We start from the raw sequence: 13387 nt of genomic DNA, 5'->3' as shown, positions 1-13387 counted from the left end.
GTGCCTCGGTGGGCGGCGACGATCTCGTCGAAGCGGGCTGCGCCGGGCGGCCTGCCGGCCAAAGGAAGTTCCGTATGGTTCGACGAACGGAATATACAAGGATCTCCGCACTGGATGTGTTGGAAAGGTATGTCAAAAGATGTCATCGATTGTGCTGGCCACAACACTGACTGGCGAAAGCCCACGACCGCCCGGCGCCACCCGTATGTACCGGGCATGCCATCCTGACTGCTCATATTACATCTGTCGCTCGTGGTCAGCGAGAAAGCGAGTGCACCCGTGCATTTGCGGACAGAAAAACTGGCCCCGTCGATGACATTTCTTGACATGATTTGCTAACACCTGGCGTTATGAAATTCGCCTACATTTCTTCGATCGATCGTGTGCTGCAGCTTCTGCGGTGCGCTCGCATTGCGGTTAGTCGCGGCCCCGGTCATCACTCGTTTGTGAGCGTTATTCTCTTCCTATGTCAGCTCAGATTCTTCTAATCGACGACGACGCCGAATTGTGTGATGCGACTCTCCGCTACCTGGTAAGGTGGGGTTTCGACGTGTCAGTGCTACATGACGCGCGTTCGCTCGAACACCGGCTCAAACACGAACGCCCGGACCTGATAGTGCTCGATCTTATGATGCCGGGCGTCGACGGCTTGACGGCACTACGTAGGTTGCGCGCATCAGGCGACGACATTCCAGTCTTGATGCTCACCGCCCGCGCCAACGAAGAGGACCGCATCGCTGGCCTTGAATTGGGTGCCGATGACTATCTCCGCAAACCGTTTAACCCGCGTGAGCTGGTAGCACGGATTCAGTCAGTGCTGCGGCGCCAGCGCGCCGTACCCGATGCGGGCATTCCCGAACGACGGCAACCTTACACATTCGGCGCGTTCACGCTGGACTTTCAGTCGCGCACTCTGAATAGCGCAGAGACGTCTCTTACCTTATCTGCCAGTGAGTTTGCGTTGCTGCAGATTTTCGTTAATTCTCCCATGTGCACACTCACCCGCCGGCGTCTGCTCAAGTCACTTCATGGCGCGGAATCCGAGTCCGCCGATCGCGGCATCGACGTTCAGGTCTATCGTCTGCGCCGCATCGTGGAAACTGACCCGTCGACACCACGATTCATCCAGACCGTTCGCGGGTGCGGATACGTCTTCGTGCCGGACCTCGAAGAGCACCTTGCCGGCAGCCATAGAAATTGCCGCACTGGCAGCAGACACGAGAACGATTTTAAATTTCACTGCACACTCTCCACCTGATGGATTCGCCCCACTGGCGAACTTCGCATGACACAGCCGCCAATGTAGGGAACCTGTGCGCTACATGTGGTTGGAAATGTGTTGCATGTCATGTCAAGTCACGTCGCGGGGAAGCGATACCGCACGAGTGGACGTAACGGGGCCTTGCACGCAGTTCGAGACGCGGACTTTGAAAAACGGCCGTGGGCGCTACCGGACTCTGGACCGCGCAGATCGGCAGACGACGTCACAACGGCGCGCCCGCCATCATGGGATCGAGCCTAACTCTTCGACGACATCCAGCCGCCGCCGAGGTTCTTCACCAGCCCAACGCCGCTTTTCGCCAGTGCCCCCTGCGTGTCGTTCAGGTTCTGTCTGGCCGTCAGTAGCGTCACTTGCTGAGTCAAATCGGACTGCTCGCTCGCGGTTCCGGCCGTCAGTTGCGCGGCGACGCTCTCCAGCAACTGCCGGTTGCGCTGGTAAATGTCGGCAAACGCGTGCTCCTGCTGGCGCAGATGGTTCAGCGACGACAGGCCGTCTTCCACGTTCTGGAACGCCGTGAGCACGGCTTCGCGGTAAGATGCGACGTCTTCGTCATAGGTCGCCTGCGCCTTGTGCACGCCGGCCACGCGGGCACCACCGTCAAACAGCGTGGCGGCAAGTGAGGGACCAAGCGACCACATCCGGGTCGGCAATGAGAACAGCGTCGCGAAGGTGTTGTGTTGCACGAGACCCTGTGCCCGTAGATCGAGGTCGGGAAAGAATGCGGCCTTCTCTACCCCAATAAGCGCGTTCGCAGCAGCAGCGGTGCGTTCCGCGCTGACCACGTCAGGCCGTCTTTCCAGCAACGCAGACGGCAGCACGGATGGCACCTCCGGCTGGCGAAACACATAGTCGAGCCGCGGTGCAATCGACAACGAAGCCGGCGGCACACCCGTGAGCGCCGCGATTGCGTGCTCGTCCTGCTCACGCGAGGTCTGTGAAATTTGCAGGTTCGCGACAACCGCCTCCTGCGTGTCCTGCGCGTACAGCAGATCGACTTGCGATGCGGTCCCCTGTGCCAGCGCTGTGCGCGTGATCGCGAGAATCCGCCCGTTGACCGCCTCCTGCTGCCGCAACAGGTCGATGTCGATATCGAGCTGGCGGATGTCGAAATAGTCGGTCGCCAGCGTCGCGGCAATCGACAAGCGCTCGCCGGCAAGCGTCGCATCCGCGCTCTGCGCGTTCGCCTTGCCCGACTCGATCTGCCGGCGCACGGCGCCCCACAGATCGACTTCCCAACTCGCGTCGGCCTTCGCATATTGCGTCGTCGTGCCCGAGCTGTGCGAGGCCGACGCGTCGACACCGAGCGTCGGAAACAGGCTCGCCCGGTCTGCAGCGACGGTGGCCTGCGCGAGCCGATAGGCGGCCGCCGCGCCTGCAATCGACTGATTCGACTGCAGTGCTGCGTCGACGAGCCGGGACAGCTCGGGATCGTCGTACGCGTCCCACCACCGGGTTGAGAGCGATGCCTGCGGGTTGGGCGCCGCAAGTCGCCACTGTGTGCCCGCTTCCTTGAACTGCGTTGGAATCGCTACGGCCGGCTGGTGATAGTCCGGGCCGACCGCGCAGCCCGAAAGCCAAAGCGTGGCGCCGAGCGCACAGGCGCAGCAGCGCATGCCGACCGACACGGCCGACAGGTATCCGATGGGCGATTTCATGCGTGTTTCCTTCGGCGCCGCAACCGCTGCGACGCCCGATCGAGCCAGAGATAGATGACAGGGGTGGTATAGAGCGTGATGATCTGGCTGAACACCAGACCGCCGATGATCGAGATACCGAGCGGCTTGCGGAATTCGGATCCGTAGCCTGACCCCAGCACGAGCGGCAGCGCGCCGAAAATTGCGGCGACCGTCGTCATCATGATCGGACGGAAGCGGATCAGGCCCGCGCGCACGATCGCCTCCTCCGGCGGCAGTGCATGCTGACGCCCTTCGGCAATCGCGAAGTCGATCATCATGATCGCGTTCTTCTTCACGATGCCGATCAGCATCAGCACGCCGATCAAGGCGATGATCGACAGCTCCGTGTGAGTGAGCAGCAGCGCGATCAAAGCGCCGACGCCCGCAGAAGGCAGCGTCGAGAGAATCGTCAAAGGATGAACCAGATTCTCGTACAGCATGCCGAGCACGACGTACACCGACAACAGCGCGGCGAGGATCAGCAGCGGCTCGCTCGCCATCGACTCACGAAACGCTGCTGCCGTGCCCGCGAACGCGCCGGAGATACTCGCCGGCATTCTGAGCGCAGCGACGGCCTGACTGATCTGCTGCGTCACGGGTCCGATCGATGCACCGGGGCGCAGATTGAACGATACGGTAATGGCGGGGAACGTAGCCTGGTGATTGATCGAAATGGCGCTGGGGTCGGTCGAGAACCGGGCCATCGCGGCGAGCGACACCAACGCTGAACCGTTCGCCTGGGCCGCGGCCGACGGCGTAGCGGCGCTTGCGCCGGTTGCCCCCCCGGCGGCGGTCGTCGACGCGCCGCTCGTGGCGAGCGCCGGGCTCGCCGGAACATGGATGTCCTTCAGTACCGAAGGACTTGTCCAGTACTCGGGCGCCACCTCCATCACGACGTGATACTGATTCGCGCTCCCGTAGATGGCCGAGACCTGCCGTTCGCCGAACGCGTCATAAAGCGCCTCGTCGATATCTTTGAAGCTCACGCCCATTCGCGCGGCGGAGTCGCGGTCGACATCGATGCCGACCTGCATGCTCTTGTCCTGCTGGTCGGTGTTGATGTCGGCCAGCGCCGGCATCTTGTGCATCTGCGCGACCAACTTCGGCACCCATTGATCGAGTGTCGCCTGGTCGTCCGCGGTAAGGGTGTACTGGTACTGCGCGGCGCTCTGTCGGCCACCGGCCGCGAGGTCCTGCAACGACTGCAGATAGAGCTGTGTCCCCGGCATATCGGCAAGCCGTCGGCGCACCTGAGCGATCACCTGATCGGCCGTCGCGCGACGCTCACCCAGGGGCTTGAGCGTGACGAACAGCAGTGCGTTGTTGAGCGCGTTCGCTCCCCCCACGAAGCCACCCACGAACGCGACGTTCGGATTCTCCTGCACCGCCTTGTTGACCATCTGGAACTGATGCTGCATCTCGTGCCAGGAGATGCTTTGCGACGCCTGCAGCGTGCCAAGCAGCAGCCCCGTGTCTTCCTCCGGGAAGAAGCCTTTCGGAACCACGGTGAACAGCCAGAGGTTCAGCACGAACACCAGCACCGTCACGCCACCCATCAATAGCGGATGGCGGATGACCCAGCGCAACGACGTGCCGTACAGGCGAGAAAATCCGCTCTCGTGATGCTCGTCGCCGTTCCCGGCTTGCGGTCCTGCGCGCAGGAAAATGCTCGTCAGCATCGGCGTGACCGTGAGCGAAATCAGCATCGACATCACGATCGCAACGGAAAGCGACACCGAGAACTCACGCAGCAGCCGGCCCATCAGGCCACCCATGAACAGCAGCGGGACGAATACCGCGATCAGCGAAACGCTGATCGAAAACACCGTGAAGCCCACTTCCTGCGCCCCTGCGAGTGCCGCCTCGATGGGCTTCTTGCCGCGCGCCAGATGCCGCATGATGTTTTCGACGACGACGATTGCATCGTCGACCACGAAACCGGTCGAAATGGTCAAGGCCATCAGCGAGAGGTTGTTCAAGCTGTAGCCAAGGACGTACATGACCCCGAACGTACCCAGCAGCGACAGCGGTACGACGATCGCCGGAATGAGCGTCGCGCGCCAGCTGCGGAAGAACGCGAACGTGACGGCCGTCACGAGCACGATGGATACAAGCAGCGTCATTTCGACGTCGAGCAGCGAGCCACGGATCGTCTTCGTACGGTCAACCGAAATCGCCAGCTTGATGGACGACGGGATCGCCGCCTCGAGCGCCGGCAGTTCGGCCTTCACGTTGTCGACGGCGTCGATCACGTTCGCGCCCGGTTCCTTATAGAGGACCAGCAACACGGCCGGCTTGCCGTTCGACAGCCCGTAGTTCTCGAGCTGCTCGACATCCTGACGTACATAGCCGAGGTCCGACACACGCACGATGTTGCCGTTGTTCTGCCTGACGATCAGCCGTCCGTAGTCGGCGGGCGAATACAGCATGTCGTTCGCGCCGATCGAATAGTTCTGCCCGCTCGCCGACATCGATCCCTTGGGCAAATCGACATTCGCATTCCCGATCGTGCTGCGGATCTGCTCCAGACTGATGCCGTAGTGGCTCACCCGATCCGGATTCAGTTCGACCCGCACCGCCGGCAGCGCGGCGCCGGCCACCACCACGTTGCCCACGCCGGTTGTCTGCATCAGCTTCTGTTGCAGCACCGTCGACGCCGCGTCGTAAAGCTGGGCTGGCGTGGCCGTGTCGGAGGTCAGACTGATCACGAGGATGGGCGAATCCGCGGGATTGACCTTGCGATACGTCGGGCTGCCGTCCATGTTGGGCGACAGGTTGGTTTTCGCCGCGTTGATCGCGGCCTGCACGTCGCGTGCCGCGCCGTCGATATTCCTGCTCAGGTCGAACTGCAACGTGATCTGCGTTTGCCCGCGCGAGCTGACCGACGTCATCTGGGCCAGGCCCGCAATATGGCCGAACTGCCGCTCGAGCGGCGTCGTGACCGAGGTGGCCACGGTCGTCGGATCGGCGCCGGGCAGTTGCCCCTGCACGAGGATCGTAGGAAAGTCGATTTCGGGCAGCGGCGCAACCGGCAGCAGCCTGAATGCCAGGATACCGAACAACGCAAGGGCGACCGCCAGCAACGTCGTCGCGATGGGCCGCCTGACGAATGGGCCAGACAGGTTCATTGCACATACTCCGTTACGATCGGCTCGTCCGCGGCAAAGCGTCTTTCCAGACGATGCATCGCCAGATAGATCACCGGCGTCGAGAACAAGGTCAGCAACTGGCTGACGCACAGGCCGCCGATAATCGCGATGCCAAGTGGATGCCTCAACTCGGAGCCCATGCCGGAGCCGAACGCGAGCGGCAGTGCGCCGAACAGCGACGCCATCGTCGTCATCAGGATCGGACGGAAGCGCTGTTCAGCCGCACGCCGGATCGCAGCGTGTGCGGACAGGCCGTGGTTGCGCTGCCCGTCCAGCGCGAAGTCGATCATCATGATCGCGTTCTTCATCACGATGCCGATCAGCAGCACGATTCCGATCAGGCCCATGATGTCGAACTGGGTTCCGGCCATCAGCAGCGCCAGCAGCGCGCCAAGCGCCGCCGAGGGGAGCGTGGACAGGATCGTGACGGGATGAATGAAGCTCTCGTACAGGATGCCGAGCATCAGATAGACCACGATCACGGCAGCGGCGACCAGATACCCTTCGCTCGCCAGCGACGACTGAAAGGTCGCGGCCGATCCTTCCAGCGACACCTGGACGGACTGCGGCAACCCTATCTGCTCCTTGACCCGCTCAAGACGGGCGATCGCCGTGCCGAGGCTGTATCCGGGAGCGAGATTGAACGACACGTCCGCATACGGGAACTGGCCCTTGCGATCAATCCTCAGCGGCGCGGGCATTACCTTCATCGTCGCCATCGACGCGAGCGGCGCGAGGCTGCCCGACGACGTATCGACATAGAGTCCTGAAAGCAGATGCGCAAGGTCGTCGGCGTTGTTTCTCGCGACCAGCACCACGTGATACTGGTTCAACTGCGTGTAGATCGTCGACACCTGGCGCTGACCAAACGCGTCGTACAGCACGTCGTCGATCGCCTGCGGCGTGATGCCAAGGCGCGACGCGGTATCGCGGTCGAACGTGAGTTGCACCTGATTGCCTGACTGCATCGCCTCACTCTGCACGTCGGCAAACGCCGGATCGCCGCGCAACGCGCCAACCAGCTCGCCAGTCCAGCGAGTGAGCAGCGCCGGATCGGTCGACTGCACGCCGAGCCGGTAGCTCGTCGTCGAGACGGTGTCGTCGAGCGTCAGATCCTGCACCGGATGCAGAAACAGGCGCACGCCCGCGAGGCCTGCGGTGTCATCGGTCAGTCGGCGGATCACCTCGTCGATGCGCGCTCGCTCGCCCTTGTCCTTCAGGTTGATCAACAGCGTGCCCTGATTGACCGTCGGTCTCGTCTGATCGATGCCGACAAACGACGAGAGACTTGCGACTGCCGGATCGCGTGCGATCCGCTCGACGACCTGCTGCTGTTGGCCGATCATGCGCTGGAACGAAATGGTCGGCGCGGCCTGCACGACACCTTCGATCAGACCTGTGTCCTGCGCGGGAAAGAAGCCCTTCGGCATCAGCATCAGCACGACGAACGTCAGCGTGGCCGTCAACACCACCGATGCGATCGTCAGGCGCCAATGCGACAACACCCAGTCGAGACCGCGTATGTACCTGCTGTTGAGCCGGTCGAAGAAATCGACCCGATGCGAGTGTGGCTGCGCTTTTAACATGCGCGAGCACATCATCGGCGTAAGCGTCAGCGATACGAACGCCGACAGGACGATCGCGACCGACAGCGTCAGCGCGAACTCGCGGAACAGGCGCCCGACCACGTCGCCCATGAACAGCAACGGGATCATGACCGCAATCAGCGACACGGACAACGAGACGATCGTAAAGCCGATCTCCTTCGCACCCTTGATCGCGGCCCTCAGGGGCGTTTCCCCAGCCTCGATGTAGCGCGTAATGTTCTCGATCATTACGATCGCATCGTCGACGACAAAGCCTGTCGCGACAGTCAGCGACATCAACGTGAGGTTATTCAGCGAAAAGCCGAGCCCGTACGCGACCGCGAGCGTGCCAACGAGCGAAAGCGGCACGGTGACCGCGGGAATCACGGTAGCGGGCACATTGCGCAGGAATACGAAGATCACCATCACGACGAGCGCCACGGCGATTGCCAGCTCCGTTTCGACGTCGGCAACCGACGCGCGGATCGTCTTCGTGCGATCCGTCAGCACGGCGACCTTCACCGATGCGGGCAAGCTCGCCCGCAGTTGCGGCAACAGCTTCTGCACGCTATCGACCACATCGATCACGTTGGCGCCCGGCTGCCGCTGGATGTTCAGCACGATAGACGGCGTGCTGTTGGTCCATGCCGCCTGTTGCAAATTCTCGGCGCTGTCGATCGACCTGGCGATCTGCGCCAGCCGAACCGGTGCGCCTTGCCGGTAGGCGATGATCAGGTCGCGATAGTCCGCCGCCGATTGCAGCTGGTCGTTCGCGCCGATCGAATACGACTGGTATTTTCCGTCGAGACTGCCCTTCGCCTGGTCAACGTTGGCACTGCCGAGCGCGGTGCGCACGTCGTCGATCGACATGCCGAGTGCGTTGAGCGCGCCGGTATCGGTCTGCACCCGCACGGCCGGCCGCTGACCGCCGCTGATCGTGACGAGGCCCACGCCTGAAATCTGCGAGATCTTCTGCGCAAGCCGGGTATCGGCCAGGTCCTCGATCTTCGTCAGCGGCAGCACGTCGGATGTCAGCGACAGCGTGAGCACCGGGGGGTCGGCAGGGTTGACCTTGCTGTAGACAGGCGGATACGGCAGATTAGCCGGCAGAAAGCTCGACGACGCATTGATCGCAGCCTGCACTTCCTGCTCGGCGACGTCGAGCGAGAACGACAGATCGAACTGCAACGTGATCACCGATGTGCCGTTCGAGCTCGTCGAGTTCATCGCCTTCAGCCCCGACATCTGGCCGAGCTGTCTTTCGAGCGGCGAGGTGATGGACGAACTGACCACATCCGGGCTTGCGCCGGGATACTGCGTGTAGACCTGGATCGTCGGATAGTCGATTTCCGGTAGCGCCGAAACAGGCAGCAGGATGTATCCCAGCACCCCGGCCAGAAACAACGCAATCATCAACAGCGCGGTCGCAATGGGTCGCTCGATAAAGATTCGTGAAGCGTTCATCGTCGGCTCCGCTCAGTGCGCCACGACTTTCACGAGCGAGCCGGTATCGAGCCTGTCTGCACCGTCGGTCGCGACCCGCTCTCCTTCCTTCACCCCGCCATCGAGAATCGCCGTGTCGTCGCCTTTTACCGGCCCGGTCTTCACGTTGCGCAATGCCACTGCGCCTGCGCCGCCGATCACGAAAACGAAATCGCCGTTCGCGCCATGCTGGATCGCCGTAGTCGGCACGACCGGAATCCGCTGCAGCGTGTCGACCTGCATCCGGACATTCACAAATTCGTTCGGGAACAGCGCGCTGCCGGAATCGGGGAAGACGGCCTTGACGTTAATCGTGCCGGCGCTCGTATTGACGAGGTTGTCGACCGCAAGCAGCGAGCCCTTCGCGAGCAACGATTTGCCGTCACGGTCATAGGCCAGCACCTGAACCTCCCCCTGCGACATCGCCCGCCGGATCCGTCCCAGGTAGTCTTCCGGCACCGAGTAGATCACGGTCGCCGGCTGCAGCTGCGTGATGACCGCGATACCGGTCGTGCTGGTGCTGCTCACGTAGTTGCCGGGGTCGACCAGGCGCAGGCCCACCACGCCATCCACGGGAGACGTGATGGTGCAATAGCCGACCTGAACCTGCAGATTGTTCACGTTGCCCGTGTCCGCCAGCACGGTGCCTTCGTCCTCCTGGACGGTAGCTACTTGCGTATCGAGCGTCTGCTGCGTAATCGAGCCCGCTTTGATCAGCTGCTGATAACGTTGCAGGTCCAGTTTCGCGTTCGCGAGTACAGCCTGGTCATGACGCAGCGTACCCTGTGCCTGCAGCAACTGCGCTTCGAGCGCCCGCGAATCGATGCGTGCAATCACCTGTCCTTTCCTGATCGTCTGCCCCTCGCTGAAATCGACGGAACGCAGTATCCCGTTGACCTGCGTGATGACCGTGACGGTCCGTGTCGGTGTCACGGTGCCGAGCGAGTCGATATAGACAGGAACATCGGTAACCGAAGCCGCAACCGCGCTCACGGGGATCGGATCTGGTGCGACAGCCGTCTGACGGTGAGCGTGAGCCTGGTGGAACCACCCGACGGCCACGACGCCGGCCATGAATATACTAAGTAGCGCAAAGTATCTTGTAAGGTTTTTCATCACACAACCTGAAAAATGGCCATCTCATCAAATGCTCACGCTGCCCTGCCAGACCCTTTGGGCGGGGCTCGAGCGTCACATTAAGTCGTAGTCCCTGCCACACCACGTCGACGGCGCAGTCATCGCGCCGACAAGTGCCCGTTAAGGAATGGGAATTTGCACCACGGCCTTGAGTCCGGACGGCGCATTCTGGAAGAGATCGAGCGTGCCGCCATGCTGCTGTGCGACGTGCTCCGCTATCGCGAGGCCGAGGCCGCTCCCGCCCTTTCGATCCGCCTCTGAGCCGCGCCGGAATGGTTGCTTTATCAACGACAGAAGCTCTTGAGGCAGGCCCGGCCCCCGATCCTCAACCGCAATCGTGACGCTTCGCGCGTCCATGGTCGTCCGTACTGCGAGCCCGACCTGACCGTACACGACCGCGTTCTGCATCAGGTTCATCAACAGGCGCTGCATGCCCACCGGTCGGAACGCAATAGGTGGCAATTCCGCGAGCGACAGTTCGAACGTGCGACCGAGACCTGCATAGTCGGCGGCGAGCTGTTCGATCAGCGCGTTCAGATCGCCGTGCGTCGCCGGTTCGCTATCCCACCCACGGGCGAAATCGATAAACTGCTGGACGATCGTGTCGATCTCCTCGACAAAGCGTTCCGCACTGGCGGCCGGGGCCTCGAATGACTCCGGCGCGAAGATGGCCATGCGCAGCTTGGTCAGCGGCGTGCGGATATCATGCGATATGCCCGCAAGCATTTCGGCGCGCGTCGCTTCGAGATCTTCGAGCGTCGACGCCATCCGGTTGAACGCCTCCGCTACTGTTGCCAGCTCGCGCGGGCCGCTCACGGGAACCGCTTCGGGCCAAACGCCACGCTCGATGGTGCCGGCAGCGCGCGCCAGCCGGCGCAGCGCCTGTTCGACCGGCCGGTGGATCAGATAGGCCCCAAGAGCAGGAAGGGTGGCCGCACTTAACAACAGACCGATCAGCGCCCAAGGCAGCGTACTGCTCATGGCCGAGGTTCCACGCAGCGCCACCCAGTACCGCACGTCCTGCACATGGAGACGCACCCAGATCCGGTGCCCGTCGCGCTCCCAGCGAAGCTGTTCGTCCGGGGCAAGTTCCGATGCCAGTCGACCGAAAAAGCGGTGCGCCATGTAGTCGGGAGGCAACCCGTCGCGAGCCTGTGGCGGCGGCAGTTCACCTTGGGGCGCTCCGTTCATTTCGAGCAGTTGCCGGTTTCGCTCGTCGTCCGGCAGTACTGACAACAGCCGGTCCAGGATCCGGATCTGCGATGCCACGAGCGCTGCGCCATCGTCAACTCTGGGCTTCTGGATAAAGTTCAGATAGACGGCAAAGACCAGGATCTGACTTGTCAGCATCAGTACAATCAACAGCAATACGTTGCGCGCGAAAAGGGAACCCCGCCATACCGACATACCGCTTCCTTTCATCTCGCTCTCTCGATGACCTGCTACGCAGGTATACATAAAACAGTCAGATGCCTTTTGCATTCGATTGACCAGTCCCGGGATCGCAGTGGGTCCTCTGCATCCTTGCCCGGGAAAGGCACTCATCCACTTGCGCGGTCGTGCCGTACAGCGCGTCCAAAAGGATGGCGGACGAATTGCCATAGCGTCGCGCGAGCTCCGCCAGATTCATTAGCGCCGCATGCGGCACTGTGCACTGCGATGCCAAGCTGTAAACGATGATGAATTATCGCTGCGGGGGACAATCGTTTGGGTGCACGTCCATTCAGCCTCATGCACCCTCCAACCGTAAGTGCACCGAGGACGCCCAGCAGCACAAAGTCGGCAACCAGCAGACCGCGGCGAGCAGCGTTGGCGCCGAAGCGATGTGCTACATGGCATTGCTGCTTTGATGGACCGGGGTGATGTATCGCACGAGACGGGTTCGGCGCAGAGAATTCACGACCAGTGACCGGCCACCCAAACCCCACCTACCCAGTGACCAGGCATCCAGACGCGACGCGGCACCGTAACTACATACATCTCAGGACGACGCGGCATGACGACGACCGCCATGGGAGGTGGGGGCGCTGGCGCAACCGTCACAACCGGTGCGACTGCCGCCGGCACGGCGGCTGCTGCGTAACCGTTCTGCACGACCACGGTCGGCGGCGCATAGACAAGTGTCGCCGGAACGACAGCGACGGGGGCCGGCACGGCGACACCGACGACCACGCCGGCGAATGCGGAAGCAGTCATGCATGTGAGCAAAGCCCCTCCCACCAGCATGGCAAACGTTCGAGTTTTCATGAGCATCCTCCTTTACATAGAGGGCGCACGAAGTGGATTGCGCGCCGAGAAGAGAATGTACAGAGATCGCGACCTCAAATCTGTTGGAAAGGTGTGTCAAAAAATGTCACTTTGGCACTGGCGGGTAAGTGGAAAAGCTGGGACGTGAGTCGGTCATAATGGCCGGCAACAAGGAACCAGAAGATGACGAAACGCAACCGACGGACACACTCACCGGCGTTCAAGGCAATGGTGGCACTCGCGGCGCTCAAGGGCGACAAGACGCTGGCCGAGCTGGCCTAGCAGTTTGATGTGCATCCGAACCGGATCACGGACTGGAAGAAGCAACTGCAGGAGCGTGTTGCCGAAGTGTTCGAGACGGGCCAGACATCGGCCGAGCCCCCGGTCGATGTGAAGGTGTTGCACGCGAAGATCGGGCAATTGACTCGTAAGCGGCTCAGCTGGGCCGTTCGTCCCGTTCGTCCATTCGCGCGCGGGTGAGGCATGATGGCGAACTGGAGCTGGCGGTCAACACGCAGATCAGCCTGAACTCGCTGACAACCTCGTGCCCTTGCGCCTGCCGGACAGCCAGTTGCTCGCGCACGACGAAAGCTCGGTCGACGTCGACGCGATCTGAACGCGTTGCTTCGATCCGGATGCCTAGGCCCTGTTCAATTTCTCTGGGGCTCGGAAGCCACGCATTCGGCGCTCGCGCTCGCGCGTCGGCTGATGACTGCTTTGCGCGGTTGTTGACACGAGCGCTCGCTTTGACGAACACATGCCTGACGTTCGCCAGTTCAGGGATATTGGCCTTCGCCGCCGGATAGCTGCTGCGAACACGGCTAGCGG

General features: G+C 62.1%; 7 protein-coding genes and 2 pseudogenes. 2 read left to right on the top strand and 7 right to left on the bottom strand.

Annotated features, from left to right (window positions below):
- Nucleotides 1–466: 466 nt before the first annotated feature.
- Nucleotides 467–1258, top strand: coding sequence for a response regulator (locus tag F6X40_RS02700; RefSeq protein ID WP_262421344.1), 792 nt, complete (start codon nucleotides 467–469; stop codon nucleotides 1256–1258).
- 260 nt (nucleotides 1259–1518) lie between these two features.
- On the opposite strand, the gene F6X40_RS02695 is transcribed toward F6X40_RS02700, so the two are convergent.
- From F6X40_RS02695 to F6X40_RS02670, 6 genes are all read right to left on the bottom strand, one after another.
- On the bottom strand, nucleotides 1519–2937 hold the full coding sequence (locus F6X40_RS02695; RefSeq protein WP_187626737.1) for an efflux transporter outer membrane subunit: 1419 nt from the start codon (nucleotides 2935–2937) through the stop codon (nucleotides 1519–1521).
- A complete protein-coding gene (locus tag F6X40_RS02690) occupies nucleotides 2934–6086 on the bottom strand; it encodes an efflux RND transporter permease subunit (protein WP_187626736.1) in 3153 nt (1050 codons plus the stop codon). The genes F6X40_RS02695 and F6X40_RS02690 overlap by 4 nt, the downstream gene beginning before the upstream one ends.
- Nucleotides 6083–9157 (bottom strand): efflux RND transporter permease subunit, encoded by a 3075-nt coding sequence (locus F6X40_RS02685; protein ID WP_187626735.1) that lies wholly within the window; start codon nucleotides 9155–9157, stop codon nucleotides 6083–6085. Before F6X40_RS02685 ends, F6X40_RS02690 begins: the two co-directional genes overlap by 4 nt.
- Before the next feature lie 12 nt (nucleotides 9158–9169).
- Nucleotides 9170–10168, bottom strand: coding sequence for an efflux RND transporter periplasmic adaptor subunit (locus F6X40_RS02680; protein WP_187626734.1), 999 nt, complete (start codon nucleotides 10166–10168; stop codon nucleotides 9170–9172).
- Between the two features lie 264 nt (nucleotides 10169–10432).
- Nucleotides 10433–11719 (bottom strand): ATP-binding protein, encoded by a 1287-nt coding sequence (locus F6X40_RS02675; protein WP_187626733.1) that lies wholly within the window; start codon nucleotides 11717–11719, stop codon nucleotides 10433–10435.
- Nucleotides 11720–12208: 489 nt separating this feature from the next.
- A complete protein-coding gene (locus tag F6X40_RS02670; protein WP_187626732.1) occupies nucleotides 12209–12559 on the bottom strand; it encodes a hypothetical protein in 351 nt (116 codons plus the stop codon).
- A 183-nt stretch (nucleotides 12560–12742) separates the two neighbouring features.
- Here F6X40_RS02670 and F6X40_RS02665 point away from each other — a divergent pair.
- Nucleotides 12743–12985, top strand: a pseudogene (locus F6X40_RS02665) (transposase); the annotation flags it as partial.
- Nucleotides 12986–13213: 228 nt separating this feature from the next.
- Here F6X40_RS02665 and F6X40_RS42095 read toward each other — a convergent pair.
- Nucleotides 13214–13367 (bottom strand): annotated as a pseudogene (locus F6X40_RS42095) (IS6 family transposase); the annotation flags it as partial.
- Nucleotides 13368–13387 lie beyond the last annotated feature (20 nt).

This window comes from Paraburkholderia sp. UCT31 (assembly GCF_014397655.1).
GTDB classification, from domain to species: Bacteria; Pseudomonadota; Gammaproteobacteria; order Burkholderiales; family Burkholderiaceae; genus Paraburkholderia; species Paraburkholderia tuberum.
Note: the sequence above shows the minus strand (reverse complement) of the source record. Positions and strands in the feature narration are given on the sequence as shown.